Origin of the sequence: Streptomyces sp. NBC_01320 (genome assembly GCF_035974375.1) — a bacterium.
GTDB lineage: Bacteria > Actinomycetota > Actinomycetes > Streptomycetales > Streptomycetaceae > Streptomyces > Streptomyces yanii.
This window is the reverse complement of sequence record NZ_CP108390.1, coordinates 4,751,880-4,778,060: the sequence shown is the minus strand read 5'-3', so window position 1 is coordinate 4,778,060 and position 26,181 is coordinate 4,751,880. Positions and strand designations below refer to the sequence as shown.

Sequence of the window (26,181 nt, the reverse complement as noted above, 5' to 3'; positions counted from 1 at the left end):
AGCCGGACGCGGAAGCGCACCGTACGGCCGCTGAACCACAGCGCCCGCAGCCCGTCCGGCTACTCCTCGACGAGCAGCCGCTCGCGCAGCTGCGCCAGCGTGCGTGCCAGCAGACGCGAGACGTGCATCTGCGAGATGCCGACCTCCTGTGCGATCTGCGACTGGGTCATGTTGCCGAAGAACCGGAGCAGCAGGATGCGCTTCTCCCGGGGTGGCAGGTCCTCCAGCAGCGGCTTCAGTGACTCCCGGTATTCGACGCCCTCCAGCGCCTCGTCCTCCGAGCCCAGCGTGTCCGCCACCGCCGGGGACTCGTCGTCCGTGTCCGGCACGTCGAGCGACAGCGTGCTGTACGCATTGGCCGATTCCAGGCCCTCCAGGACCTCTTCCTCGGAGATGCCCAGCCGCTCCGCCAGCTCGTGCACCGTGGGCGACCGGCCGTGCTGCTGGGAGAGCTCGGCGGTGGCCGTGGTGAGCGAGAGGCGCAGCTCCTGCAGCCGGCGCGGCACCCGGACCGCCCAGCCCTTGTCGCGGAAGTGGCGCTTGATCTCGCCGACGACGGTCGGCGTGGCGTACGTCGAGAACTCGACGCCCCGGTCCGGGTCGAACCGGTCCACCGACTTGATCAGGCCGATGGTGGCGACCTGGGTCAGATCGTCCAGCGGCTCGCCGCGGTTGCGGAACCGGCGGGCCAGATGTTCCACGAGCGGGAGATGCATCCGCACGAGCCGGTTGCGCAGCTCGGCCTTCTCCGGCGAGCCGTCGGGGAGTTCCCGCAGCTCGTAGAAGAGCGCCCGCGCCCCGCTGCGGTCGTGTGGATCGTGGTGCCCGTGCTCGCTCATCTGGCCTGCCCGCTTCGCCTGCGACTGCTCCACCGCGACCGTACGGACCACCGGCCCGTCCGCCTCGTCCACCGGATGGGGCATGGCCTGCTGCTCCGGGATGCCTGCTGCTCGCACCACCCCTGGTCGGATCGTCTCGTCTCGCACAGGACCGTCCCCGTTCCCGTTGCTCACGCCGGCCCGGGTCCCGCGCCGCGCTGTTTGTACAGGCTGATGCTGACCGTACGGTCATCGGCGACCGTGGAGTCGACCTTGCCGGCCAGCGCGGAGAGCACTGTCCAGGCGAAGGTGTCGCGCTCCGGGGCCCGGCCGTCCGTTGTCGGGGCGGCCACCGTCACCTCAAGGGAATCGTCGACGAGTCGGAACACGCAGCTGAGGACGGAGCCCGGCACGGCCTGCTGAAGCAGGATCGCGCAGGCCTCGTCGACCGCGATACGAAGATCCTCGATCTCGTCGAGAGTGAAGTCCAAGCGCGCTGCGAGACCGGCCGTGGCCGTACGCAACACCGACAGGTAGGCACCCGCAGCGGGCAGCCGGACTTCCACGAAGTCCTGATTCCCGGGCTCGCCTGCGATCTGGGACACCCTCACCTCCAAGGTGGCACAAACTCATTCGAGGTTCCGGGAGGGCGCCCCGGAGCCATGCGGTACGTCTTCGGTTCTTGGTCCGGCGACGCTATCGCGATCCATGATGCCGTGTCGCCGGGACCTCATCCCATGACTGTCACTCATGGTAAACCCATGAGTACACACAGTGGCTAGAGGTCTGCGGCAGTCAATTGCGAAGAACCGGCGCCGGTTTGACGTACCCAGCCATCACACGATCGAACCGTCCTCGAAGCACCAGCGCCAGCTCTCTCCCGCCTCGAAGCTCCGCATGATCGGGTGGCCGGTCTCCTTGAAGTGTCCCGTCGCGTGCTGCAGGGGCGACGAGTCGCAGCAGCCGACATGGCCGCAGGCCAGGCAGAGCCGCAGTTGCACGGGGTGGGTGCCCGCGGCAAGACATTCGGGACATGTCTCGCTGAGCGGGACAGGCTCGGGGCGGGGCAGTTCGGGAACGTGCAGGCACTCACTCATGATTGTCAGGTTACGACGGATGCGAGGGCCGTGAGATGGATGTATTGCCGCTGGTGGCACTGGTCGCGGCCAGTGCCGCGATCGCGGGCGCGGCGAGGCGCACCCCGGTACCGGCCCCGCTGCTGCTGGTCGCCGCGGGGCTGCTCGCCTCCTATCTGCCCGGGGTGCCGACCTACACCCTGGACGCGCACATCGTGCTGCCGCTGCTGCTGCCGCCACTGCTCTACACGGCTGCGGTCGACAGCTCGTACCTCGATCTGCGGGCCAATGCCCGGCCGATCGCCCTGCTCTCCGTCGGCTACGTCCTCTTCGCGACCTTCGCGGTCGGCTGGCTGGCGTACTGGCTCGTGCCCGACCTGCCGCTGACCGCCGCGCTGGTGCTGGGCGCCGTCATCGCGCCGCCGGACGCCGTCACGGCGGCCGCCATCGCCCGCCGGGTCGGGCTGCCCAGCCGGGTCACGACGATCCTGCAGGGCGAGTCCCTGGTGAACGATGCGACGGCGATCACCGCCTACAAGGTGGTGCTGGCCGCTGCCGTCGGCGAGGGCGTCAGCTGGGGCGCCGGGATCGGCGAGTTCCTCGTCGCGGCGGTCGGCGGTGTCGGGGTCGGCCTGGTGCTGATGGTGCCGCTGCACTGGCTCCGTACGCACCTCAAGGAAGCCCTGCTGCAGAACACCCTGTCGCTGCTGATCCCCTTCGTGGCGTACGCGGCGGCGGAACGCGTGCACGCCTCCGGAGTGCTCGCCGTGGTCGTCGTGGCGCTCTATCTGGGGCACCGCTCCTGGCAGGTCGACTTCGCGACCCGGCTCCAGGAGGCGGCCGTGTGGAAGATGGTCGCGTTCATCCTGGAGTCGGCGGTCTTCGCGCTGATCGGACTGCAGCTGCCCTTCGTGCTCAAGGGGCTCGGCACCTATGCCGTCACGGAGGCTCTCTGGTACGCGGTTGCCGTCTTCCTCGCCGTCGTCGTGGTCCGCTTCATCTGGGTGTACCCGGCCACGTATCTGCCGCGGTGGCTGTCGAGACGGATCAGGGAGCGCGAGCCCGAGACCAACTGGACCGCGCCCCTGATCGTCGGCTGGGCCGGGATGCGCGGCGTCGTCTCGCTCGCCATTGCCTTCTCCATCCCGCTGGTGATGACCTCCGGGGAAGCCTTCCCCGCACGCAACCTGGTGCTCTTCCTGACCTTCACGACGGTCATCGGCACGCTGGTCATCCAGGGGCTCACCCTGCCTCTCCTGGTGCGCGTCCTGAAGCTCCCCGGGCGCGACGCGCAGGCCGAGACCCTGGCCGAGGCACAGGCCCAGAGCGAGGCGTCCACGGCCGCCGAGGCGCGCCTGGTAGAGCTCCTCCAGGATCCGCGCAACTGCCTGCCCGGACCGCTCACCGACCGGCTCCGCGCCGTCCTGGAGCGCCGCCGCAACGCCGTGTGGGAGAGGCTCGGCGCCTCCAATCCGCTGACCGGGGAGTCGGCGGACGACACCTACCGGAGGCTGGCCGGCGAAATGATCGAGGCCGAGCGCACCGTCTTCGTCCGGCTGCGGGACGAGCGCCGGATCGACGACGAGATGCTGCGGAACCTGCTGCGGCGGCTGGACCTGGAGGAGGCGGCAGCCTACCGGGAGGAGTCCGGTACCCCCCAGCGCTGACCCGTGACGACAGCGGCGACCGTGGTGCCCGGAGCGAACGCGCCCTCCTCGGCGAGTGTCGTCAGTCCATAGAGCAATTTGGCGACATAGAGCCGCTCGACAGGCAGCCCGTGCCGGTCCTCGAAGTCGTCGGCGAAGGCGTGCAGCTCCGGTGTCGTCCGGGCGTAGCCGCCGAAGGCGAAGCGCTCGTCCAGCGACCACGCCCCGGCCGGGCCGCCGAACGCCTCCCGCTGCAGCTCCCGTACCGCGTCCCCCAGGAAGCCGCCGCGCAGCACCGGGATGCCGAGTGCCCGCTGACCGGGTGCGAGGCCCGCGGCGAGACCGGCGAGGGTGCCACCGGTGCCACAGGCCACCGCGACCACGTCGGCCAGGCCGTGCAGCTCCCGCCCCAGCGCTGTGCAGCCCTGTGCGGCCAGGGCGTTGCTGCCGCCCTCCGGGACGACGACGCACTCCCCGCAGTCGCTCAGCAGCCCCGCCAGGACCGCTGGATCGGCCTTCGCGCGGTACGTGGCGCGGTCCACGAAGCACAGACGCATGCCGTCCGCCGCGCACTGTGCCAGCGACGGGTTGAGCGGGCGGCCGGCCAGTTCGTCGCCGCGCACGACGCCGACGGTCGGGAAGCCGAGCAGCCGGCCGGCGGCGGCGGTGGCGCGCAGATGGTTGGAGTACGCACCGCCGAAGGTCAGCACGGTGCGTCCGGCGGCGGCCGCCAGGTTGGGGGAGAGTTTGCGCCACTTGTTGCCCGGCAGATCGGGGTGGATCAGATCGTCGCGTTTGAGCAGCAGCCGCACGCCGTGCCGGGCGAAGCGCTCGTCCTCGGCCGGTTGCAGGGGTGACGGGAGCACCGGATGCAGCCGGGAGAGGGCGGGCGGATCGGAGGGCATGCGCCCATTGTCGCCCGGCGGCCCGGTGACCTCGGGCGGGGCGTGCGGGCTACTTCAGCCGGTCGCGGATCCGGGCGCGCATGGAGTCCATCGTGAAGCCGCGCGGATCGACCTTGCCGGGCTGCCACTCCCTGTGTCCGATGACGGACCGGGAGGTCCAGCCGTGGTGGCGGCAGATGGCGGCGGCGGCCTTCTCGACGGCGTCCAGCTGGACATCGGGCCACGGGTCCTGGCCGTCGCCGAGGTTCTCGCACTCGAAGCCGTAGAAGTGCCTGTTCCCGTCGGTGTTGGCCTCGTTGTCGGCCGGCAGGCGCTTCTCGGCGACGACGGCGCGCAGGACGTCGTCGTCACCGAATCCGGCGTGGTTGGTGCGGCCGTAGCCGACCAGATGGATCCGGCCGTCCTTGGCGATCACGCCGTGGCAGAGCGGTCCGGGAAGCTCCGGGTAGCCGTCACGGCAGATGCGGACGGTGGCCTCGGTGCCCCTGGTGGCGGTGTGATGGATCATCACGCCGTTGACGGGCCCCCAGGGGCCCTTGTGGTTGCGGTTGTGCGTACGCCAATCGCCGACCCGGAGGACGGTGAGCCCTTCGTTCATCAGGGCTTCGAGGAAGGTGCTCGCGGACATGGGTGAGGACATGGCCGACTCCTTGGGCGCATGGGGGAGCGAGTCCTTACAGCGCTTGTACCGGAGCGCAGGGCTCCGGGCCATTCCCGGGCCCTGCGTTCGGGCGGTGTGCGAGCCGATCCGGTCAATCCCGCGAGCACCCGCGGCGGTTCAGCCCTGGGCGAGCCACAGGTCGGGGCCGAACACCTCGTAGTGGATGTCGGCCGCCGGGACACCCTTGGCCAGCAGCTGGGTGCGCACGGCCCGCATGAAGGGCAGCGGACCGCAGAGGTACGCGTGCGTGCCGGGCCGGACCGGGATGCTGCCCAGGTCGACCAGGCCGGTGCGGTCGGCCGGGTGGCCGGGCTCCGGGCTCTCGTACCAGAAGTGTGCTGCGCCGTCCGGGAGCTTGGCGGTGAGCTGTGCATGGTCGGTGCGCAGGGCGTGGTCGGCGGGGGAGCGGTCGCCGTGCACGACGGTGACCGGGGCCCGGTGGCCGGTCGCCGCGAGGTGCTCCAGCATCGACAGCATCGGGGTGCAGCCGATGCCCGCGGAGGCGAGCAGCAGCGGGGCGTCGACGGCGTCGATGACCAGATCGCCGTACGGGGCGGAGACACGCAGGCGGTCACCGGCCCGGGTGGCGGCGTGCAGGTGCGTCGAAACCTCGCCGTCGGGCGATCCGTCGCCGTGCACCCGCTTGACGGTGATCGAGTGCAGCCGGGAGCCGGGGCCGCCGGAAAGGCTGTACTGCCGAATCTGCCGGGCCCCGTCGGGCAGTTCCACCTGCACGGAGACGTACTGGCCGGGCCGGAAGTCGGGGGCGGGCGCGTCGTCGGCCGGGCGAAGCTGGAAGGTGGCGACGTCGTCGTTCTCCTCGATCCTCGCAACCACCTCCCACTCGCGCCAGACGTCACCGGCGACGAGGCCCCGCTGGGCGTAGAGCCGGTCCTCGATGGCGATCAGGGCGTTGGCCATCAGCCAGTAGACCTCGTCCCAGGCGGCCGCGACCTCCGGTGTGACCGCGTCACCGAGCACCTCGGCGATGGCGGCGAAGAGATGGGTGTGCACCACCTCGTACTGTGCGGCGGTCACGCCGAGCGAGGCGTGCTTGTGGGCGATGCGGCTGAGCATCACGTCGGGACGGATGTCCGGGTGCTCGACCAGCTGGGTCGCGAACGCGGCGATGGACCCGGCGAGGGCCTGGCGCTGGGCGCCGGAGGCCTGGTTGCCGCGGTTGAAGAGGTCGCGCAGCAGCTCGGGGTGGGCGTCGAAGAGTTTCCGGTAGAAGAGATCGGCGATGTCCCCGATGGCTGCGCCGACGGCGGGGAGGGTGGCACGGACGGTGGCGGTCGACGACTCGGAGAGCATCGGGCGGACTCCTCAAGGTGAATTGGTATCTGAGATTCTTATTTTTGGGCAGAGGTGAGGCCGGGGTGTACCCGGCGGGGGATTCAGTCGGCGGGACGGCTGCTGCTGATGCCGATCAGCAGGGGGCCGGTGGGGGAAGCGACGAGTTCGGTGACGGTGATCGGGTCGAGCGAGGCGTAGAAGGCCTCCTCCGCCAGGCGCAGGGCGCCGCGCAGCCGGCAGGCCGAGCGCAGCGGGCAGGGGGTGCTGCCCTCGCACTCGACGACATCGCCGGGCCCTTCGAGCTCGCGGACGAGTCCGCCGATCGAGGCGGACCGGCCGGCTCCGGTGAGGGTGAGCCCGCCGCCGCGGCCGCGGCGCGCCTCGATCAGGCCGAGGTGCTGGAGCCGGGCGACCACCTTCGCGGTGTGGGTGTACGGCACCTGCATGGTCGCCGCCACCTCCCGGGTGGTCGGCGGATCCTCGTTCTCCACGACGGCGAGGCGCATCAGTACGCGCAGCGCCACGTCGGTGAATCTCGTCAGCCGCATGACCGCCACGTTAGATAACTTGCATCGAGGATGCAAGTTATCCGGCCCCAGGGACGTCGCCGAGCGTCGTGCCCAGCCCAAAGCGCGACTAGTCACACTCTTTTGTGTAATGGCGTGCCGTGTCCCCGTGCTGAAAGGCTTTTCACGCAGGTCAGCCGATGATCGAGAGGACGTCAGATGTCCGTTGGTGAAGAGGTTCAGAACGCGCAGGTACCGCCGCAGCAGAGTCTGGGCACGGCGGCGGCGCGGAACCTCGCGACGACCACCAAGTCCGCTCCGCAGATGCAGGAGATCACCTCGCGGTGGCTGCTGCGCATGCTCCCCTGGGTGCAGGTGCAGGGCGGCACGTACCGGGTGAACCGCCGGCTGAGCTACTCGGTCGGAGACGGCCGGGTGACCTTCGTGCAGACCGGCGACCGGGTCACGGTGATCCCCGCGGAACTCGGCGAGCTGCCCGCCCTGCGGGACTTCGCCGACGAGGAGGTGCTCGCGGAGCTCGCCCGCCGGTGCGAACAGCGCGAGATCGCCGCGGGACAGGTGATCGCCGCGTCCGGGGAGTCGGCGGACCGGGTCTTCCTGCTGGCGCACGGCAAGGTCGAGAAGGTCGGCACCGGTCCGTACGGCGACGAGACCGTGCTCGGGGTGCATGCCGACGGGGCGTACTTCGGCGACCACGCGCTGATCGAGGGCGACGCCGTCTGGGAGTACACCGCACGTGCCGTCACGGCGTGCACGGTACTCACGCTGAGGCGGGCGGACGTGCTCAACCTCGCCGAGCGGGCGGACTCGCTCCGCACGCATCTCGCCGGGCTGCTCAACATCCCCCACCAGCGCACCAACAAGTACGGCGAGGCGGAGATCGACCTCTCCGCGGGCCATGTCGGCGAGGCCGTCGTCCCGCACACGTTCGTGGACTACGAATCGGCCCCTCGTGAGTACGAGTTGAGCGTCGCCCAGACCGTCCTGAAGGTCCACAGCCGGGTCGCCGACCTCTACAACCAGCCGATGAACCAGACCGAGCAGCAGTTGCGGCTCACGGTCGAGGCGCTCCGCGAGCGCCAGGAGCACGAGCTGATCAACAACCGAGAGTTCGGGCTGCTCAACAACTGCGACTACGGGCAGCGCCTCCAGCCGCACGACGGGGTGCCCAGCCCCGACGACATGGACGAACTGCTCTCGCGCCGCCGCGGCTCGAAGCTCTTCCTCGCGCACCCGCGGGCCATCGCCGCCTTCGGCCGCGAGTGCAGCAAGCGCGGACTGGTGCCGGAGAGTGTGGAGATCGGCGGACACCATGTGCCCGCCTGGCGCGGGGTGCCCATCTTCCCGTCCAACAAGATCCCGGTCACCGACGCCCGCACCACGTCGATCATCTGCATGCGAACGGGCGAGGCCGAGCAGGGGGTCATCGGACTGCAGCAGACCGGCATCCCGGACGAGATCGAGCCGAGCCTCTCGGTCCGGTTCATGGGCATCGACGAGCAGGCGATCATCTCGTACCTCGTGACGGCGTACTACTCGGCGGCCGTCCTGGTGCCGGACGCCCTGGGAGTCCTGGAGAACGTCGAGGTCAGCCGCTGGCGCTGACGGTCAGGGGCCCGGCCGGACCGTCAGGATCCGGCCCTGGCCTGTGACGGCCCCGGCCCGGGGCGCGGCCGACCGGGGTGCCCCGCCGCGATGCCCCGTGGAAACCACCCACGCACCGAGTCCATCCCTGCCCCGGGTCCGGGTCGCTCCGGACCCGGGTGCTCACCGAAACCATCCATGCCCCCGGTCCGGGGGTGCGCCTGACCGGGGTGCCCCGAGCCGGCGTACCCCGGTCAGGGGGTGCCCCAGGGGGAGCCTGTGACCATGATCAGTACGGACGCCGCCACCGAGGGCAACGAGGCCGCGGCGCTCCTGGAATGCGCGCGGAACCTCGTGGACCCACAACTGCGGTCCGCAGTCGAATCGTTGCCCGGATCCATCCGGCGCGTGGCGATGTACCACTTCGGCTGGGAGCACGCCGACGGCTCCGCGGCCGGCGGGCAGGCCGGCAAGGCGATCAGGCCCGCGCTCGTCCTCGCCGCGACCAGGGCGGTGGGCGGCGACCCCGAGCGGGCGGTGCGGGCAGCCGTGGCCGTGGAGCTGGTCCACAACTTCAGCCTCCTGCACGACGATGTCATCGACGAGGACCGGACCCGCAGGCACCGTCCCACGGCCTGGACGGTCTTCGGTGTCCCGGCCGCCGTCATCGCGGGCGACGCCATGCTCTCCCTCGCCCACCGGCTGCTCGCCGAGGACACCCGTCCGGCCTCGGCGCGCGCCTCGGCCCGGCTCGCCGGCTGCGTCATCGAGCTGTGTGCGGGGCAGCAGGCGGACTGCTCCTTCGAGGAGCGCGGCCCCGACGAGGTCTCGCTGGACGAGTGCCTTGCCATGGCCACAGCCAAGACCGGCGCCCTGCTTGGCTGCGCCTGTGCGCTCGGCGCGCTGTACGCGGGGGTGGAGGAGCGGGCGGTCGGTGCGATGGACGGCTTCGGCCGGGAGGCGGGCCTCGCCTTCCAGCTCATCGACGACCTGATCGGCATCTGGGGGGACCCGATGCAGACCGGGAAGCCGGTCGGGGCGGATCTCGCCGCCCACAAGAAGTCCCTGCCGGTGGTCGCCGCACTGACCTCCCACACCCCGGCCGCGGCCGAACTCGCCGGGCTCTACCGGGGCTCCATGAACACGCCCGACGAGGTGAGCCGCGCCGCCGATGCCGTCGACCGGGCCGGCGGCCGGGACTGGGCACAGGCCTGCGCGGGGGACCGGATGGCCCGCGCCGTCCACCATCTGTCCCGGGCGGTGCCCGACCTGACCGCGGCGGGCGACCTGCTGGCCCTGGCGGAGTTCGTCACCCGCCGGACGCACTGACCGGAGAGAGGGGGAGCGGGGACCGGCCGGGCTCCCGCCGGATCCGTACGGCTTCAACTCTAAGATCCTGTACCTAGGTTGAGGGCGCGCGAGTTCGTGGGCGAGTGAGGGTGGGAGCCGGGCATGGGCGTACGGATACGGCAGGCGGACGAGGCGGACCGGGAGCAGGTCGTGCGCCTCCTCGACGAGGCGTTCCACGACGACCCGGTCAGCAGCTGGGTCTTCCCGGACGAGACGCACCGCCGGGCCGTTCACGGAAAGTTCCTCGGCGTCTTCGTCGATGTCACGCTCGCCGAAGGCCGTATCGATGTGCTGGAGGACGGAACGGCCGTGGCGTTGTGGCTGCCGGTGCCCGCCGGTGAACCCACGGAGGAGGACCCCACCCCTGCGCTGATGCGGGCGACCGCGGACCCCGACAACGAGCGGACCGAGCTGGTCGGGAAGCTGACGGGTGCGATCCATCCGCACGACCGGGCCCATGAGTACCTGCTTTTGATCGGGGTGTCCCCGGAACGCCAGGGGGAGGGGATCGGGGCGGCCCTGATGGCCGAGGTGCTGGAGCGCTGCGACCGCGATGGCGTTCCCGCCTATCTGGAGGCGAGCAGCGCGCGCAGCCGCCGGCTCTACGAGCGGCTCGGGTTCACCTTCATGGGCACGACCGTGGATCTTCCGGACGGCCCGGCGATGTGGCCCATGTGGCGCGAACCGCAGGCGGGCTGAGCCCGCGCGCACGCAAGCGGAGGGCGGCAGAGGGACGCCGGCGGGCACGGGCTACAGTCCCTGCCCATGACAGACGAGTCATGGGCAGGCTGGTACCGGGACCGCCAGGGTTCCGACGCCATCATCCTCACCACCGACGGACAGCAACTCCGCATCCGGATCCGGGGCGTCGATTTCGAGGGCGAGAGCTTCGACGACCTCGGACCGGTCTCCGGCATGCCGCCGGAGAGCGGCATGTTCGCCCTGGCGGACGGCGCGCTCACCGACTGCGTGCTGGAGTGGGACCTGCCGCTGCCGGTGATCTCGGACGGCACGGTTCATCAGGCCACCCTCAGCTGCCTGCTGTCGCTGCGCCGCCCCGACGCCGATCTCCATCTGGAGCTGCACTTCGGCGGCGCGGTCTACGGTTCGCGCCGGGCCGAGTGCGACTTCGCCACCGCGCTCGCCACGATCCAGCGCATCCTGCCACCCGGAGTCCGTCTGCAGACCTGCATCGCCTGCGCGTTCTCGGACTACTTCCCGGCGCCCGGCCGTGGACTGTCCGGTGGCCTCGCCTGCTTCCGGGGTGCGAAGGACGCGTACCGGGGGGCGGCGGGCGAGGACGACGTCATCGGTCTGTGGGACCGGCGGACCGGATTCGTCCAGGAGATCTGGAGCTGCCGTGAGTTCGAGGCGCGCCCGGCGGAGGGAGCGGGCACCGGACACCGAGGCGCGTTCCCCCTCGAACACGCCTGACCTCTCTCTCGCCCGACGACATGTCGGGTGACGCGCTGTGCCCCGTACCGGATGAACCTTCCCGGTGCGGGGCACAGCGCTTTACTGGGGCCTCATTGTTCTACTAGCATGCGAACAAGGAGGTTTTAATGAATCGGAAGAATGTCGGCCGCGCGACCCTTGTCGCCCTGCCGTTCCTGCTCGCGCTCATCGTCGACCTGGCCCTCTTGGCCGCGTTCCGTGACCGGCTGCCCGGACAGTTGGCCAGCCACTTCGAGGCCGGCGGGCAGGCGAACGGCCATGTGGGCCGGACGTCGTACGTCCTCGTCACCGTCGTCCTGTTCGTGGTGACCGGCGCCTTGTGGGCCACCACGATGGTGAAGGAGAACTTCTCCGGCCGGGCCTACCGCCTGCTGGTCGCCGGGGGATACGCCTTCGCCGGATTCTTCGGCTATCTGATGGCCGCCGTGCTGATCGTGAACTTGGACGCCGGGGAAGGCGCGCCGGGTGTGTCGTTCCCGATGTGGCAGTTGGCCGCCGCCCTCGGCGCCGGCGTGCTCGCCGCCGGTCTCGGATTCGTGCTGGCCGCACTGGGCCCCGTACCGCAGCAGCCGGACCGCTCCGCGGAGGTCATGGACGGAGAACGCATTGTGCTCGCCGACGGGGAGGTCGCCGGATGGGCGCGCAGCGCCGACAGTTGGTGGCTGCCGCTCGTCGCGCTCGGACTCCTCGTCCTCGGAGTCGTCCTCTTCTTCCTCGGCAACTGGTCCGCCGCTGTTCTGCTGCTGATCGTCGGCATGGTGCCGGCAAGCTTCGCCCGGCCGTATGTGAGCGTGGACCGGCGGGGCATCACCGTCTCCGGGATGCTGCCCTGGCCGCGCATCCGGGTGCCGCTCGACCGGATCGAGGCGGCGACCAGCCGGGACATCAACGCCCTTGCGGAGTACGGCGGCTGGGGCTACCGCATCCGGCCCGGACGGACCGGGGTCATGATCCGCTCGGGCGAGGGGATCGTGGCGAAGCTGGTGGACGGGCGGGAATTCGCGGTAACCGTCGACGACTCCGCGACCGGTGCCGCGCTCCTCAACACCCTGGTCGACCGGCGCCGGGCGGGGCACTGACCATGCTCTTCCGGGTCGATCCCACCTCCACCGTGCCGCTCGGCGACCAGATCGCGGCCTGCGTCCGCCGGGCCGTCGCCGACGGAGCAGTGGTCCCGGGCGAGCGGCTCCCCGCCGCCCGGGTCCTTGCCGAGTCCCTCGGCGTCAACGTCCATACGGTGCTCCGCGGTTACCAGCAGCTCCGTGAGGAAGGGCTGATCGAACTGCGCCGGGGCCGGGGCGCGGTCGTCACCGGTGGCGCCTCGCCGCACCGAGCCCGGCTGCTGGAACACGTACGCGACGTGGTCGCGGACGCGCGCGAGCTGGGAATGACGGAGGACGAACTGCTGGCCCTGATCCGTGCCGAACTCGACAACACATGAAGGCCGTTGAAGGGGCTGGGGTCAGCGCAGGCCGTCCCATCCCCAGCGCGGTGTCGGCCCGGGATCGCCGAGGTCCTCGCCGGCCGGGGACGCCGAGATGTCGCGTGCGATCTTCGTGCCCCAGTCGAAGTACTCCACGACGCGGCGGCGGAGCAGCTCGTCGTCCGGCAGCTCCTTGTCGACCGCCGCCGTCATCAGCTCCATCCAGCGCAGCCGCTGTGGCTCGGTGATCGACAGCCCGAGATGGGAGCGCAACAGGGACTGGTGGCCGCCGAACCTCGCGGTGTAGTCGGCGGGACCGTCGAAGATCTCGGCCAGCCATACGGCGACATGCTCGATGTGCGTCGGGGTGAAGTCCGCGAAGACGGGGGCGAGCAGCGGGTCGGCCAGCGCCTCGTCGTAGAAGGTGTTGCTCAGCCGGTGCAGTACGTCGATACCGCCGACGGCCTTGTACAGCGTTTCCGGACGCTCGCTCACGCGCGTACCTCCATGGGTGGCCCGACCCTCGCGGGCCGCTGGGCCCAGCATCCAGCAGGGGGCCGGCCACACCGGGACCGTTCGCTGCCGGCGCATCAAGCGGGGGCGCGCGTTCCCCCGGTCGGGACGGACTGCGGCGGGTGTTCGGCGCGGCCGGTCCCACCTCGACCGCCCTGCACGGCGATTGCCTCCCCGGTCGTCCTCGGCGAGGCGGGCGCCCCCTGCCGGCCCGCCTCGGGCCCGCGCCACGACACGGCCATCCGCCCCTTGCGCGACGACCCGTCGGCCGTACGGCTGCTGGTGTCCCGGTCGGGCGCCGACATGGGTCCGGTGTACGGGGAACTGGAAGCGGCGTACCGGGAGGCGGCGCAGCGGGTGGCCGGGTACCACCGGTGGCTGGTGCGCCACCGCAGCCCGCTCGCGCGGATGCCATGACGTCCCACCCGGACCCGGCCGATTCCGCCCACAGCGAGGGGATGTTCCCAACTGGCCCGGCTGCGGGCAGAGTCGGCCCCATGAAGCTCTTGATCCTGGGCGGTACGGAGTTCGTCGGGCGCGCAGTCACCGAGGCGGCGCTCGCACGGGGCCGGCAGGTCACCGTGTTCCATCGCGGCCGCCACACACCCCCCGCGGGCGTCACAGAGCTGTTCGGCGACCGCACCAGCGCCGACGGACTCGTGGCGCTCGCCGCCGCCGCGGGGGAGAGCGAGGGAGGGGCGCACACCTGGGACCTGGTCGTCGACACCTGGAGCGGCGCCCCCTCGGCCGTACGGGACGCGGCCCGGCTGCTCGCCGGCCATGCCGGGCAGTACGCCTATGTCTCCAGCCGGTCGGTGTACGACCACCCCGCCCCGGCCGGACTCCCCGAGGACGGCCCGCTGGTGGACGGGGCCTCGCCGGACGCGGGGGCGGACGTCCCGTACCCGCAGGCCAAACGCGGCGGTGAACTGGCCGTACTCGACGTGTTCGGCGACCGCGCCCTGCTGGCCAGGGCGGGGCTGATCCTCGGGCCGTGGGAGAACGTCGGCAGGCTGCCGTGGTGGTTGCGGCGGATCGCCCGTGGCGGACCGGTACTGGCCCCGGGGGTACCGGACACCCCGCTCCAGTACATCGACGCCCGCGACCTCGCCGACTGGCTGCTGGACGCGGCGGAACGCGGACTGCACGGACCGTACAACGTGGTCAGCCGCCCGGGGCACACCACCATGGGTGAGCTGCTGGACGCCTGTGTCCGGGCCACCGGCTCCGGCGCCGAACTGCGCTGGACGGCCGCCGAGAAGATCCTCGCGGCGGGCGTCGAGCCATGGAGCGAGCTGCCGATCTGGCTGCCGCCGGGCGAGCTGTACGACACCATGCACCAGGGCGACGTCAGCCGGGCACACGCGGCCGGGCTGCACTGCCGGCCAATCGGGGAGACGGTCACGGACACCTGGGACTGGCTGCGCGGGCTGGGTGGCGCGGCGCCGCAGCGGCCGGACCGGCCCTCGGTGGGACTGGACCCGGAGACCGAGGCGAAGCTGCTGACGGCCTGAGAGCCTGTCCGCCGCCGGCGGCACGGCCGGGCGGATCGCGAGTGTGCTGCTCGCGGCCGGTTCACTGGCCACGCCGATGGCCCGGAGGATGCGCCGACGCGGCTAGTTTGGCCCCATGGCCGAACTCCTGCTGCACCTCACCGAAGGCCCTCTGTGGGAGGCGGCCCGCGGGATCGGGACGTACGAGATGTCCACCCGCGGCCGCACCCTGCACGAAGAGGGCTTCATCCACTGCTCGCTGCCCCACCAGCTCCCCGGCGTGGCCGAGATGCTGTACGGCGCCGGGGCCGATGCCGATGCCGAGACCCCGGCCGACCTGGTGGTGCTCGTCATCGACCCCGCGCGGCTCTCCGCGCCCGTGCGGTACGAGTCGTTTGCGCCCGGCGGCGAGGAGTTTCCGCACATCTACGGCCCCGTCCCGGTGGACGCGGTCGTGGAGGTACGTCCCTGGCCGCGCAAGGAAGGCAGTCCCGCATGACCACCACACCCCCCACCGACGCCCCGATCATCGCGGTCACCGGAGCGAGCGGCGCAGTCGGCGGCAGCGTCGCCCAGCGGCTCGTGCGCGCCGGCGTCCCAGTCCGGCTGCTGGGCCGTGACCCGTCCCGGCTGCCGGACCTGCCCGGGGCGGTCGCCGCTCCACCCGCCTCCTACGGCGACGGGGCGGCCATGCGCCGGGCACTCGCCGGGGCGCACACCCTGTTCCTCGTCTCCGCGCACGAGAGCCCCGACCGGGTACGCGAACACACCACCGCCGTGGACGCGGCGGTCGCCGCCGGCGTCGAACGCATCGTGTACGTGTCCTTCCTCGGCGCCGCACCCGACGCCACGTTCACCTTCGGCCGCGACCATTGGCACACCGAGGCGCACATCCGTGTCTCGGAGGTGCGCTACACCTTCCTCCGCGACAGCTGGTACCTCGCCGGGATCCCGGCGATGACCGGGTCCGACGGAGTGCTGCGCGGCCCGGGCGGCGACGGCCGGGTCGCCGCGGTGGCGCACGAGGACATCGCGGACGCGGCGACGGCCGTCCTGCTGGCCGACACCGAGAGCGAGGACACCCGCCACGACGGGGTGACGTACGACCTCACCGGACCGGAGGCGTTCACCCTCGCCGAAGCAGCCGAGGAACTGAGCCGGGCCACCGGACGGACCATCACCTACCACCCGGAGACCCGGGAGGAGGCATACGCGTCACGCGCGCAGTACGGCGCGGCGGACTGGGAGGTCGCCGGCTGGGTGACGTCCTACGAGGCGATCGCGACCGGCGAGTTGGCCACCGTCTCGGACGCCGTACCTCGTCTGACCGGCCGTCCGGCGCAGAACCTGGCCACGTACCTCCGGGAGCATCCGGGCAGCTACCGGCACCTGCTCAGAACCGACTGAACTCCCGGCGGTCCGGCCGGGACGCCGGCCGGACCGGACCGGCCCGACGGGACGGAACGACGGCACATGCGCACAGACACCCGCTGGGGCCCGTGGGACCCCGCCCCGCTCCCCGAGGTCGCCCGCCGCTTCTCCGTACTGCACACACCCTGGTGGATCGCAGGCGGATACGCGGTCGAACTGGCCGTCGGACACGCCTTCCGGGACCACGCCGACATCGACGTCCTGCTGCTCCGCCGCGACCAGCTGACCGCCCAGCAGGTGCTCGCCGGCTGGGAGTCGTGGGCCGCCGACCCGCCCGGCACCCTGCGCCCGTGGCTGCCCGGCGAGACGCTGCCGCCCCACGTCCACGACATCTGGTGCCGTCCGGGCCCCGGCGAGTCCTGGCGCGTCCAGCTCATGCTCGACGAGGCGGACGACGACGGCCACTGGGTCTTCCGCCGCGACCCCCGCATCCGCCTCCCGCTCGACCGATTGGGCCGGGTCTCGGGGGACGGCGTCCCGTATCTGGTCCCGCAGGTGCAGCTGTTGTACAAGGCCAAGTCCCGGCGTCCCAAGGACGACCAGGACTTCGCGACCGCTCTGCCGATGCTGAGCGCCGACCAACGTGCCTGGCTGACCGAGACCATCACCCTGGCGTACGGCGCCGACCACCCGTGGGCGGTGAGGCTGCGCAGGCAGTGGTGAGGGAGCGCGGCGCAGCCCCCGCCCGGCGCGCACCGCGTCACCTCACGTACACGCCCGCGCGCGCCGCAGCCGCCGCGGCCTCGGCGGCGAGGTCGGCGGCCGCCGCGTCGAGGGGAGCGCCGCTGGCCAGCAGCCGGTAGTAGAGCGGGGCCGAGACCGCGCGGATCACCTCGTCGGGATCCGTGCCCGCGGGCAGCTCGCCGCGTTCCAGGGCCGCGGTGACGCAGCCCGCCCATTCCTTGACGCGGATCGCGTAGAAGCGGTGCAGGGACTCGGCCGTGCGGGGGTCGCACGTCGCCGCGGCGATCACCGACGTGAAGAGCGGGCCCTGGCGTGGGTCGGTCAGGGTCTTCACCACGAGCTGAGCATTGGCCCTGAGGTCCTCGATCAGTGAACCCGTGTCCGTACGGGGAGAGGACTGCTCGGCCATGTCGTCGAGCAGATCGGCGATGAGACCGGTGGTGGTGGACCAGCGCCGGTAGACGGTGGTCTTGCCGACCCCCGCACGGCGGGCGACATCGGCGAGGTCGAGGCCGTCGAAGCCGTGCTCGACCAGGGCGTCGCCCGCCGCCCGCAGGACGGATTCCCTGACCCGGGCGGTACGCCCACCGGGCCGCACGGTGCCGGGCTCCACACCCTCAGAAGTCATAACGGGTCTCCAGTTCCATTAGACGGCTTCCGCTGCTACGGTGACTCCACCTTAACGGAACCGTGGAACCGTTAAAACTCCTGCCCGAGGAAGACACTCATGTCCGCACCCCGCACAACCCCGTCACCGACGGTCGAAGCCGCCGCCGCAGCCTCCGCGCAGCCCGGGATCCGCATGACCGGGCGGCAGAAGGTCGTCCTCACCCTTCTTCTCGGCGCCCAGTTCATGATCGCCGTGGACTTCTCGATCCTGAACGTCGCACTGCCGGTCGTCGGCAAGGGGCTCGGTTTCTCCCTCGCCGGCCTCCAGTGGATCGCGACCGCCTTCGCGCTCGCCGCCGCCGGCTTCACCCTCCTCTTCGGGCGCGTCGCAGACATCGTCGGGCGCAAGCGGCTGTTCCTCGGCGGGATGGCCGTCCTCGGCGCCTCCTCCCTCCTCGGCGGACTCGCCACCTCGCCCGAAGTCCTGCTCTCCGCGCGCGTGCTGCAGGGTCTGGCCACCGCGGCCGTCACTCCGGCCGGGCTCGCCCTGCTGACGACGGCCTTCAAGGAGGGCCCGCTGCGTGAACGCGCCCTCGGTCTCAACGGAGCCCTGATGTCAGCCGGGTTCACCGCGGGAGCCATTCTCGGCGGACTCCTCACCGACCTGCTCTCCTGGCGCTGGGCGTTCTTCATCAACGCCCCCGTCGCCCTGCTCGTTCTCGTTCTCGCTCCGTCCGTCATCACCGATTCGCGCCCCAGCGAGCGGCCCAGGCTCGACATCCCCGGCGCCGTGACCGTCACCGGCGGACTCCTCGCCCTCGTCCACGGACTCACCCAGGCCGGTGCGACCGGCTGGACCACCCCCACCACCCTGGCCGCACTCCTCGCGGGCGTCGCCCTTCTCGTCGCCTTCTGGTTCGTCGAGAAGCGGGCCGCGACGCCCCTCGTGCCCGTACGGATCCTGAGGCGACGCAGCGTCATCTGGGGCAACGCGGCGGGGCTGATCGCCTTCGTCACCGAGACCTCGCTCGTCTTCCTCCTCACCCTCTACCTGCAGGAAGTCCTCGGCTACTCACCCCTCGCCACCGGATTCGCCTTCGGCGTCCTGGGCCTGGGCACGGTCATCGGCGGCACCCTCGGCGGCCGCGCCGTCGGTCGCTGCGGGACCCGGGCCACCATCGTCGCCGGCGGCATCGTCCAGGCCGCCGCCACGCTCACCCTGGTCGCCCTCGGCACCTCCGGCGCCTGGATCTGGCTCCTCCTCGCCGCCACCTTCATCGGCGGCATCGGCAACATGCTGATGATCGTCGGCTTCATGGTCACCGCCACCTCCGGCCTCCCCGACACCGAACAGGGCCTGGCCACCGGCCTCGCCACGATGACCCAGCAGGTCGGCATCACCATGGGCATCCCGGTCATGAGCGCCGTCGCCGCCGCCCGGATGACCTCGCTCGGTGACACCGGACCCACTGGCGTCCTGTCCGGAGTCACGGTCGCGATCCTGGTCAACTCCGCACTGGTCCTGATGGGTTCGCTGCTGGCCGGCGCGTTCCTGGGAACCCGGCGGCGAGCGGGAGCCACCGGCCGGTGACCGCCCTGGCGGTCCCGCCGAATCGGGGAGCCGGCCATTCACCCTGGTCATCCACCTGACCCATGCCGCGTATGTCCGCGAGCACGGCCCGGACGCGTTCCTCGGAGCGGGCGGCTCCCCGCCGAACGTGCTGCCCGAGCCGGAAGATCGGGGCGGGGCCGAGACCTCGTACTCGCCCACCGTCCAACGCCAGGAGAGCCCGGCAGCCGAAGCTGCCGGGCCCTCCTGTCCGTGTACGCCGTCCGCGCTGCGGCAGTCGGGTCCGTCCGGACCCGTCGCATGCGCCAACTCGGCGATCAGGCCTTCTTGGTCTCCCAGAAGATCTTGTCGATCTCGGCGATGTAGTCCAGCGCCTTCTGGCCCGTCGCCGGGTCCGTGGAGGCCTTCGCGGCCGACAGCGCCTTGAGGGCGTCGTTGACCAGCTGGTGCAGCTCCGGGTACTTCTCGAAGTGCGGGGGCTTGAAGTAGTCGCTCCACAGCACCGAGATGTGGTGCTTTGCGAGCTCGGCGCGCTGCTCCTTGATGACCACCGCGCGGGCCCGGAAGTGCGGGTCCTCGTTGGCCTGGTACTTCTCCTGGACGGCCTTGACGGACTCCGCCTCGATGCGGGCCTGGGCCGGGTCGTACACGCCGCAGGGCAGGTCGCAGTGGGCGCTGACCTTCACCTTGGGGGCAAACAGGCGGGAAAGCATTGAGCTGTCCTTCCTCGTGATCGTCTTCTCAGGTGGGACATTACTCCGTGAGGGACGTGTTTTCGTGGGTGCCCCCATGGGCTTAGGCCAAAAGTCCAGGGCGAGTATGGGACCAGTGGTCGAATGCACGGAACGGACCGGGGAGGTGCCGGAGATGCCGGAGGTACCGGAGTTGGCGCAGGAGCCCGTGCGGGGCAGGGCGGGGCGGCTGCCGTTCCAGGTGGTGGAGGTGACGGGGCCGTCGATGGTGCCCACGCTGTACCACGGGGACTGGCTGCTCGTGCAGTACGGGGCGCCGGTGCGCCCCGGTGACGTGGTCGTCCTGCGCCACCCCTTCCAACAGGACCTGTTGGTCGTCAAGCGGGCCACCGAGCGCCGCGCGGGCGGCTGGTGGGTGCTGGCCGACAACACGTTCGCCGGCGGGGACAGCACGGACTACGGAACGGTGCCCGAAGAGTTGGTGCTGGCCCGGGTCCGGGCCCGCTACCGGCCGCTGAGGAGGGATCAGCGTTCGGTCCGCGCGGTGCTGGCCTGGGCGGTCTCCGCGCTGCGGCCGGTGTCGGCGGCGCGCTCCGTCTCCAGACGCTTGCGGGCCCGGTAGGCGGCCACATTGGCGCGGGTCGCGCAGCGGTCCGAGCAGTAGCGGCGGGACCGGTTGGTCGAGGTGTCGAGGTACGCGTTGCGGCAGGGTGCGGCCTCGCAGAGCCCGAGCCGGCCCACCCCGTACGACGTGAGGTGGAAGGCGAGACCCATCGCTGCGATGGCGGCGTAGCCGGCCGTCGCGTTCGAGGGGTGGTCGGCCAGATGCATGTGCCAGTCCGGTTTTCCGTCCGCGTCACGGGTGTCGTGGCCGGAGATCTGCGGGCTGACCGGGAACTCCAGCAGCAGCGAGTTCAACAGGTCGACGGCGAGCGTCTCGTCGCCGATGTCGGCCGCCTCGAAAACGGCGCGCAGCCGCGCCCGTACCGACCGGAAGCGGGTCACGTCCGCGTCGGTGGCGCGCCTCGCCGCCTGCCCGTTGGCGCCGAACAGATCGCGGACCGCCTCGACGGAGGTGAGGACGTCCTTGTTGCGGGCCGGCTCCTCGGTGTTGACCAGGCGCACCGCATAGTCCGAGTAATAGGCCAGTTCCACTTGTAGTCCTTACGGGGTCGGTCTAAGGTCTGGATACGGTGACCGATGTAACGGTCGTTTCTGCTTCGAGGGTATTACGTAGTGGAGGGGTTCGGGTGACGGAGACATCGACGGGCACTGACTGGCAGGCTTGGCAGCAGAGCTGGGACCGGCAGCAGGAGTGGTACATGCCCGACCGCGAGGAACGGTTCCGGGTGATGCTGGACATGGTCGAGGCCTTCGTCGGGCCACGGCCGAGGGTGCTCGACCTCGCGTGCGGTACGGGAAGTATTACGGACCGGCTCCTCAAGCGGTTCCCCGAGGCCACCAGTACCGGCGTCGACCTCGACCCGGCGCTGCTCGCCATTGCCCGCGGCTCCTTCGCCGGCGACGAGCGCGTCACCTTTGTCACGGCCGACCTCAAGGACCCCGCCTGGGCCGAGCGGCTGCCGTACGACACGTACGACGCCGTTCTCACCGCCACCGCCCTGCACTGGCTGCACAGCGAACCGCTCACCACGCTCTACGGGCAGCTCGGCGGACTCGTCAGGGACGGCGGGGTGTTCATGAACGCCGATCACATGATCGACACCGACACCCCCCGCATCAACGCGGCCGAACGCGCCCACCGCCATGCCGGGATGGACCGTGCCAGGGCCGCGGGAGCCCTCGACTGGGCGGACTGGTGGGCCCTCGCGGCCAAGGACCCGGTCCTCGCCGCCCCGACCGCCGAACGGTACAAGATCTACGGCGAGCACGCCGACGGCGACATGCCGTCCGTACGGTGGCACGCGGACACTCTGCGCGCCGCGGGCTTCGGCGAGGCGCGGGCCGTCTGGGCCTCCCCGTCGGACGCCCTGGTGCTTGCCGTGAAGTAGCGGCACGAGCGCCGCACGGGGCGGTACGGACTCCGGTCCGTACCGCCCCGAACTTTTTCCGTCTCTGCTGCAACCCGCCGCGCACCCCGGCGCATTGGAAGGGTGAGACGGTCCGCACCCGCGGACCCGGGAGGGGGCGCCGACGATGCGGAGCGATGACGAAGCCGCGCTGCACGCCTTCGTCGAGGGCAGACGTACGGCACTGTTCCGCAGCGCCTATCTGCTCTGCGGCGACCGGCACGAGGCCGAGGACCTGGTCCAGTCGACGCTGGTGAAGGTCGTGCTCGGCGGACGGCGGCACGGGCGGCTGGACAACATCGAGGCGTACGCGCGCAAGACGCTGGTCAACACCTTCATCGCCGCCCGCCGCCGGTTCTGGCGGCGGGAGCAGGCGTACGGCGAACTGCCCGACGGCGCGGGCCAGTCGCCCGACACGGACACCGGCCTTGCGGTACGGGCGGCCCTCGCCCGGCTCTCGGCCAAGCAGCGGGCCGTCCTGGTGCTGCGGTACTGGGAGGACCTGAGCGTCGAGGCCACGGCCGACATGCTCGGGATGCGCGAGAACACGGTCAAGAGCCACACGGCTCGGGGGTTGGCGGCGCTGCGCGCCGAAATGGTGGAGGAATACGCATGAGCGACGTCAGGGAACTGCTGGGGCGGGCCGCCGAGCACGCGGGGCAGCCGGTGATCAGCGCCGAAGGCGTGTACGCGAAGGCCGCCCGGGTGCGGTGGCGACGCCGGGCCACGGTCGCGGCGGCCGCGTTCGCCGTGGTCACGGCCGGAGCGCTCGCGGTCCCGGGGCTCACCGGACAGGAGAAGCCGCAGACGAGTTCGGTGGCCGCGCCCGCCGAACTGGCCGGCAACAGCGGCCGGGCGAAGCAGCTCGTCAAGCTGCTGCCCAAGGGAGTCGGCTCGGTCGAGCAGGTCTCGCTCGCCGTGATCATCAAGAACGCGACCCCGCAGCAGGCCAAGGAGCATCCGGTGGGGCCGCTGGACGGGCAGTACGCCGTCCGCAGGGACGGAGGCGTCGGCTACCTCGTCGTCGGCGTCATGAACGGCAAGCAGGTCGGGCAGAAGTTCGGCGGCATCGATCCGGCCGCGAACCTCTGCAAGCCGACCAATGGGGAGCGGCGCCCGGCCGACTGCGTACGCGAGGAACTGCCGGACGGCCGGGTGCTGACCATCTGGAGCGACTCGATGGAGTACGGCGGTACGCCCCTGTGGGGTCATGAGCTCGTCGCACGGCTCACCCTGAAGGACGGCGGGCTGCTGGCCGTACGGGACAGCACCGGCCTCAAGAACGACACCGCGCAGGGGCCGCTGCTCAAGAACACCCCCCTCACGCGTGCCCAGCTGCGCACGCTGATGCTGAGCCCGGAACTGCTGCCGAAGAAGTAGCCCGGGGCCGGATACGGGAGAGGGCGGTGCGGACCGGAGTCCGCACCGCCCTCGTGTCACTCCCGTACCGCTACAGCACCTTCGACAGGAACGACTTCGTCCGGTCGTGCTGCGGGTTCGTCAGTACGTCGCGCGGGTGGCCCGACTCGACCACCACCCCGTCGTCCATGAAGACCAGCGCGTCGCCGACCTCCCGGGCAAAGCCCATCTCATGGGTCACGACGACCATCGTCATGCCGTCCTCCGCGAGCCCGCGCATGACGTCGAGGACGTCGCCCACCAGCTCCGGGTCGAGCGCCGACGTCGGCTCGTCGAAGAGCATCAGCTTCGGCTCCATGGCCAGGGCGCGGGCGATCGCCACCCGCTGCTGCTGGCCGCCGGAGAGCTGCGACGGGTAGTTCTTCGCCTTGTCGGCCAGGCCGACCCGGTCCAGCAACCGCTCGGCGCGGGCCCTGGCGACGGCCTTCGCCTCGCCCTTGACCTGCACCGGGGCCTCCATGACGTTCTCGATGGCCGTCATGTGCGGGAAGAGGTTGAAGCGCTGGAAGACCATGCCGATGTCCCGGCGCTTCAGGGCGACCTCGCTGTCCTTGAGCTCGTAGAGCTTGTCGCCCTTCTGGCGGTAACCCACCAGCTCGCCGTCGACATAGAGCCGGCCGGCGTTGATCTGCTCCAGGTGGTTGATGCACCGCAGGAACGTCGACTTGCCGGAACCGGACGGGCCGATTAGACAGAAGACCTCACGCGGGGCGACCTCCAGGTCGATGCCCTTGAGGATGTGCGCGGCGCCGAAGGACTTGTGGACGCCCTCGGCCTTCACCATGGCGGTCATGCCATGCCTCCTTTCGGGCGGCCCAGGGACAGCAGGTTGGCCCTGATCTTCTGCAGCGGGGTGGGCGGCAGGCTGCGGCTCGACCCGCGTGCGTAGTACCGCTCCAGGTAGAACTGGCCGACGCTCAGCACCGAGGTCATGATCAAGTACCAGGCCGCGGCCAGGAAGTACATTTCGACCGGGGCTCCGGACGACTGCCCGATGTCCTGGGCGTACTTGAACAGCTCGTAGAACTGCACGGCCGCCACCAGCGACGTCGTCTTGAGCATGTTGATGACCTCGTTGCCCGTCGGCGGCACGATCACCCGCATCGCCTGCGGGATCACGACGCGCCACAGGGTCTTGCCGTGGCTCATGCCGAGCGCGTGCGACGCCTCCGTCTGGCCCTCGTCGACCGAGAGCAGACCCGCACGGCAGATCTCCGCCATGTAGGCGGCCTCGTTGAGGCCCAGGCCGAGCAGCGCCGTCAGCAGCGGCGTCATGAAGCTCGACCAGTAGTCCTTGTAGATCGGTCCGAGGTTGATGTACTCGAAGACCAGACCCAGGTTGAACCAGACGAACAGCTGGACCAGGACCGGGGTGCCGCGGAAGAACCAGATGTAGAACCAGGCGATCGACGAGGTCACCGGGTTCTTCGACAGCCGCATGACGGCCAGCAGAACGCCGCCGACGATGCCGATCACCATCGACAGGGCGGTCAGCAGCAGGGTCTTGCCGACGCCCGTGATGATGCGGTCGTCGAAGAAGTAATCGGGGACCGCACCCCAGTTGATCTTGCCCTGGCTGAAGGCGTAGATGATCGCGACGAGTGCGCCGATGGCGATGACGGCCGAGACGTACCGGCCGTAGTGCCGGACCGGAATGGCCCTGATCGCCTCAGGTCCGGCCGACGGGGTGGGGGGTATGGGCGGCTGGTCGGCCGTGCCCGTCTTCTCGATGTCAGTCACAGGAAAAGCCTTTCAGCGCCGGAGCCGGTTCAGGATCCGCCGTTCAGCTTGGCCTCGGTGACCGCGCCCGCCTCGACGCCCCACTTGGCGATGATCTTCCCGTACTCGCCGCTCTTGATGATTGCGTCCAGGGCCGCCTGAACGGCCTTGGTCAGCTGATCGTTGCCCTTGGCGACGGCGATGCCGTACGGGGCGGCCTCGACCTGCTCGCCGACGATCTGGAAGTCCTTGCCGCCACCCGAGGTCTTCACCGCGTACGCGGCCACCGGGAAGTCGGAGGAGCCGGCGTCGGCGCCACCGCTGCGCAGCCGGGTCTGGGCCTCCAGGTCGTTGTCGAACGTCTCGATGGCGATCTTCTTGCCGCCCGTACACTTCTTCGACTCCGCCTTGGCGAGGTCGTGCGAGACGGTGCCGCGCTGGACGGCGATCTTCTTGCCGCAGAGGTCCGCCCAGGTCTTGATGCCCTGGTCGTCGCCCTTCCTGGTGTAGATCGAGACACCGGCGGTGAAGTAGTCGACGAAGTCGACACCCTCGCCGACCTTCTTCTTCGTCTCGGAGTCGACGCCCTCCTGGCGGTCCTTCGTGTCGGTCATCGCCGACATCGCCAGGTCGTAGCGCTTGGAGCGCAGGCCCGTGATCAGCGTGTCGAACGTGCCGTTCTCGAACTGGAACGTCACGCCGAGCTCCTTGCCGAGCGCGGCGCCGAGGTCGGGGTCGATGCCGACCGTCTTGCCGGACTTGTCCTTGAACTCGACCGGCGGGTACGCGATGTCCGAGCCGACCTTGATGACGCCCTGGGACTTGATGTCCGCCGGCAGGAGGTCGGCGGGGGAGGAAGCCCCGGAGGAGCTCTTCGTCGATTCGGACGCCTTCGTTCCGCCCTTGGTCTGGTCGCCGCAGGCGGTCAGCAGCATGGTGCCGGCGACCGCGATGGCGCAGACCGCTGCAATCCGGGACTTTGCGGTCGTACGACGGGTGGTGCGTGCGGTCATGATCGGGTTCCTCCGGCAGGTGAAGGTGGAGTTGCCAGGCGGTATGGCACACATCGTCGGATGTCGCCGCCTCGTGTGATTACGGCATCTTGCCATTCGGACTAGCCCAATCAGGGGGCCAGTCATGTCAAAATCGGGTAACGGGCGATCCCCGAACCTCAACAGGCCGGTACACCAAGGCCGGACCTTCTGTGGGGTTTTCTGCTTCGGGCCGGAGAATCTTCGGTGTGTCTCGACTGGTGGACGCATATTTGGTTGATTAGTCGA

General features: G+C 70.7%; 30 protein-coding genes and 1 pseudogene. 17 read left to right on the top strand and 14 right to left on the bottom strand.

Annotation, left to right across the window (positions count from 1 at the left end; all coding sequences use genetic code 11):
• Positions 1-59: 59 nt before the first annotated feature.
• The 3 genes from OG395_RS21505 to OG395_RS21495 form a co-directional block, all read right to left on the bottom strand.
• Positions 60-986 (bottom strand): RNA polymerase sigma factor SigF, encoded by a 927-nt coding sequence (locus OG395_RS21505; RefSeq protein ID WP_327244417.1) that lies wholly within the window; start codon positions 984-986, stop codon positions 60-62.
• 23 nt (positions 987-1,009) lie between these two features.
• Positions 1,010-1,423, bottom strand: coding sequence for an anti-sigma regulatory factor (locus tag OG395_RS21500; protein WP_030915678.1), 414 nt, complete (start codon positions 1,421-1,423; stop codon positions 1,010-1,012).
• 231 nt (positions 1,424-1,654) lie between these two features.
• Complete coding sequence (locus OG395_RS21495; RefSeq protein WP_327244416.1) at positions 1,655-1,915, bottom strand: UBP-type zinc finger domain-containing protein; 261 nt, start codon at positions 1,913-1,915, stop codon at positions 1,655-1,657.
• A 35-nt stretch (positions 1,916-1,950) separates the two neighbouring features.
• Here OG395_RS21495 and OG395_RS21490 point away from each other — a divergent pair, with 35 nt between their 5' ends.
• On the top strand, positions 1,951-3,561 hold the full coding sequence (locus OG395_RS21490; protein WP_327244415.1) for a Na+/H+ antiporter: 1,611 nt from the start codon (positions 1,951-1,953) through the stop codon (positions 3,559-3,561).
• Here the strand turns inward: OG395_RS21490 and OG395_RS21485 are convergent.
• From OG395_RS21485 to OG395_RS21470, 4 genes are all read right to left on the bottom strand, one after another.
• Positions 3,528-4,445, bottom strand: coding sequence for a 1-aminocyclopropane-1-carboxylate deaminase/D-cysteine desulfhydrase (locus tag OG395_RS21485; RefSeq protein ID WP_327244414.1), 918 nt, complete (start codon positions 4,443-4,445; stop codon positions 3,528-3,530). The genes OG395_RS21490 and OG395_RS21485 overlap by 34 nt on opposite strands.
• A 49-nt stretch (positions 4,446-4,494) precedes the next feature.
• Positions 4,495-5,085, bottom strand: coding sequence for an N-acetylmuramoyl-L-alanine amidase (locus OG395_RS21480; RefSeq protein ID WP_327244413.1), 591 nt, complete (start codon positions 5,083-5,085; stop codon positions 4,495-4,497).
• 138 nt (positions 5,086-5,223) lie between these two features.
• The gene (locus tag OG395_RS21475; protein ID WP_327244412.1) at positions 5,224-6,420 is read right to left on the bottom strand and encodes a globin domain-containing protein; all 1,197 of its coding nucleotides are present in this window, start codon (positions 6,418-6,420) and stop codon (positions 5,224-5,226) included.
• An 83-nt stretch (positions 6,421-6,503) separates the two neighbouring features.
• On the bottom strand, positions 6,504-6,950 hold the full coding sequence (locus OG395_RS21470; RefSeq protein WP_327244411.1) for an RrF2 family transcriptional regulator: 447 nt from the start codon (positions 6,948-6,950) through the stop codon (positions 6,504-6,506).
• Between the two features lie 177 nt (positions 6,951-7,127).
• On the opposite strand from OG395_RS21470, the gene OG395_RS21465 reads away from it, so the two are divergent.
• The 6 genes from OG395_RS21465 to OG395_RS21440 all read left to right on the top strand — a co-directional run bounded on the left by OG395_RS21465 (position 7,128) and on the right by OG395_RS21440 (position 12,759).
• On the top strand, positions 7,128-8,534 hold the full coding sequence (locus tag OG395_RS21465) for a family 2B encapsulin nanocompartment shell protein (RefSeq protein ID WP_327244410.1): 1,407 nt from the start codon (positions 7,128-7,130) through the stop codon (positions 8,532-8,534).
• A gap of 264 nt (positions 8,535-8,798) precedes the next feature.
• Positions 8,799-9,842 carry a family 2 encapsulin nanocompartment cargo protein polyprenyl transferase gene (locus OG395_RS21460; protein ID WP_266981651.1) on the top strand — a complete coding sequence of 348 codons (1,044 nt, stop codon included), beginning with the start codon at positions 8,799-8,801 and terminating at the stop codon, positions 9,840-9,842.
• A gap of 123 nt (positions 9,843-9,965) precedes the next feature.
• On the top strand, positions 9,966-10,562 hold the full coding sequence (locus tag OG395_RS21455) for a GNAT family N-acetyltransferase (RefSeq protein WP_266981649.1): 597 nt from the start codon (positions 9,966-9,968) through the stop codon (positions 10,560-10,562).
• Positions 10,563-10,628: 66 nt separating this feature from the next.
• Positions 10,629-11,297, top strand: coding sequence for a DUF6304 family protein (locus tag OG395_RS21450; protein ID WP_327244409.1), 669 nt, complete (start codon positions 10,629-10,631; stop codon positions 11,295-11,297).
• 128 nt (positions 11,298-11,425) lie between these two features.
• Positions 11,426-12,397: a DUF1648 domain-containing protein gene (locus tag OG395_RS21445; protein WP_327244408.1), complete on the top strand. Its 972-nt coding sequence runs from the start codon at positions 11,426-11,428 to the stop codon at positions 12,395-12,397.
• Between the two features lie 2 nt (positions 12,398-12,399).
• Positions 12,400-12,759: a GntR family transcriptional regulator gene (locus OG395_RS21440; RefSeq protein ID WP_327244407.1), complete on the top strand. Its 360-nt coding sequence runs from the start codon at positions 12,400-12,402 to the stop codon at positions 12,757-12,759.
• A 21-nt stretch (positions 12,760-12,780) separates the two neighbouring features.
• Here the strand turns inward: OG395_RS21440 and OG395_RS21435 are convergent, their stop codons facing one another.
• The gene (locus tag OG395_RS21435; protein ID WP_327244406.1) at positions 12,781-13,236 is read right to left on the bottom strand and encodes a group II truncated hemoglobin; all 456 of its coding nucleotides are present in this window, start codon (positions 13,234-13,236) and stop codon (positions 12,781-12,783) included.
• Positions 13,237-13,361: 125 nt separating this feature from the next.
• On the opposite strand from OG395_RS21435, the pseudogene OG395_RS21430 reads away from it, so the two are divergent.
• The 5 genes and pseudogenes from OG395_RS21430 to OG395_RS21410 all read left to right on the top strand — a co-directional run.
• Positions 13,362-13,671, top strand: a pseudogene (locus OG395_RS21430) (LysR family transcriptional regulator); the annotation flags it as partial.
• A 92-nt stretch (positions 13,672-13,763) separates the two neighbouring features.
• On the top strand, positions 13,764-14,768 hold the full coding sequence (locus OG395_RS21425) for an NAD-dependent epimerase/dehydratase family protein (protein ID WP_327249406.1): 1,005 nt from the start codon (positions 13,764-13,766) through the stop codon (positions 14,766-14,768).
• A gap of 115 nt (positions 14,769-14,883) precedes the next feature.
• Positions 14,884-15,246, top strand: coding sequence for a DUF952 domain-containing protein (locus tag OG395_RS21420; protein ID WP_327244405.1), 363 nt, complete (start codon positions 14,884-14,886; stop codon positions 15,244-15,246).
• On the top strand, positions 15,243-16,154 hold the full coding sequence (locus OG395_RS21415; RefSeq protein ID WP_327244404.1) for an NAD(P)H-binding protein: 912 nt from the start codon (positions 15,243-15,245) through the stop codon (positions 16,152-16,154). The genes OG395_RS21420 and OG395_RS21415 overlap by 4 nt, the downstream gene beginning before the upstream one ends.
• A 66-nt stretch (positions 16,155-16,220) precedes the next feature.
• Entirely contained in the window at positions 16,221-16,841 is a 621-nt protein-coding gene (locus OG395_RS21410) for a nucleotidyltransferase domain-containing protein (RefSeq protein WP_327244403.1), read from the top strand.
• A gap of 37 nt (positions 16,842-16,878) precedes the next feature.
• Here the strand turns inward: OG395_RS21410 and OG395_RS21405 are convergent, their stop codons facing one another.
• Entirely contained in the window at positions 16,879-17,490 is a 612-nt protein-coding gene (locus OG395_RS21405; protein WP_266981636.1) for a TetR/AcrR family transcriptional regulator, read from the bottom strand.
• Positions 17,491-17,589: 99 nt separating this feature from the next.
• On the opposite strand from OG395_RS21405, the gene OG395_RS21400 reads away from it, so the two are divergent.
• A complete protein-coding gene (locus OG395_RS21400) occupies positions 17,590-19,062 on the top strand; it encodes an MFS transporter (RefSeq protein ID WP_327244402.1) in 1,473 nt (490 codons plus the stop codon).
• A 296-nt stretch (positions 19,063-19,358) separates the two neighbouring features.
• On the opposite strand, the gene sodN is transcribed toward OG395_RS21400, so the two are convergent.
• Positions 19,359-19,754: a superoxide dismutase, Ni gene (sodN, locus tag OG395_RS21395; RefSeq protein WP_266981604.1), complete on the bottom strand. Its 396-nt coding sequence runs from the start codon at positions 19,752-19,754 to the stop codon at positions 19,359-19,361.
• A 154-nt stretch (positions 19,755-19,908) separates the two neighbouring features.
• On the opposite strand from sodN, the gene sodX reads away from it, so the two are divergent.
• A complete protein-coding gene (gene sodX / locus OG395_RS21390) occupies positions 19,909-20,355 on the top strand; it encodes a nickel-type superoxide dismutase maturation protease (RefSeq protein ID WP_327244401.1) in 447 nt (148 codons plus the stop codon).
• Here the strand turns inward: sodX and OG395_RS21385 are convergent.
• Positions 20,259-20,888 (bottom strand): CGNR zinc finger domain-containing protein, encoded by a 630-nt coding sequence (locus tag OG395_RS21385; protein ID WP_327244400.1) that lies wholly within the window; start codon positions 20,886-20,888, stop codon positions 20,259-20,261. The two genes, sodX and OG395_RS21385, sit on opposite strands and share 97 nt — an antisense overlap.
• 95 nt (positions 20,889-20,983) lie before the next feature.
• On the opposite strand from OG395_RS21385, the gene OG395_RS21380 reads away from it, so the two are divergent.
• The 3 genes from OG395_RS21380 to OG395_RS21370 all read left to right on the top strand — a co-directional run bounded on the left by OG395_RS21380 (position 20,984) and on the right by OG395_RS21370 (position 23,143).
• Positions 20,984-21,745: a class I SAM-dependent methyltransferase gene (locus tag OG395_RS21380; RefSeq protein ID WP_327244399.1), complete on the top strand. Its 762-nt coding sequence runs from the start codon at positions 20,984-20,986 to the stop codon at positions 21,743-21,745.
• Between the two features lie 145 nt (positions 21,746-21,890).
• Positions 21,891-22,379: a SigE family RNA polymerase sigma factor gene (locus OG395_RS21375; protein ID WP_327244398.1), complete on the top strand. Its 489-nt coding sequence runs from the start codon at positions 21,891-21,893 to the stop codon at positions 22,377-22,379.
• Entirely contained in the window at positions 22,376-23,143 is a 768-nt protein-coding gene (locus OG395_RS21370) for a hypothetical protein (RefSeq protein WP_327244397.1), read from the top strand. The genes OG395_RS21375 and OG395_RS21370 overlap by 4 nt, the downstream gene beginning before the upstream one ends.
• 70 nt (positions 23,144-23,213) lie before the next feature.
• Here the strand turns inward: OG395_RS21370 and OG395_RS21365 are convergent, their stop codons facing one another.
• Genes OG395_RS21365 through OG395_RS21355 form a run of 3 tightly spaced genes read right to left on the bottom strand, consistent with a single transcriptional unit; the run spans position 23,214 to position 25,914 of the window.
• Positions 23,214-23,975, bottom strand: a complete 762-nt coding sequence (locus tag OG395_RS21365; RefSeq protein WP_327244396.1) for an amino acid ABC transporter ATP-binding protein — start codon at positions 23,973-23,975, stop codon at positions 23,214-23,216.
• Complete coding sequence (locus OG395_RS21360) at positions 23,972-24,922, bottom strand: amino acid ABC transporter permease (protein WP_327244395.1); 951 nt, start codon at positions 24,920-24,922, stop codon at positions 23,972-23,974. Before OG395_RS21360 ends, OG395_RS21365 begins: the two co-directional genes overlap by 4 nt.
• Positions 24,923-24,951: 29 nt before the next feature.
• Positions 24,952-25,914, bottom strand: a complete 963-nt coding sequence (locus OG395_RS21355; RefSeq protein ID WP_327244394.1) for an ABC transporter substrate-binding protein — start codon at positions 25,912-25,914, stop codon at positions 24,952-24,954.
• Positions 25,915-26,181: the final 267 nt, after the last annotated feature.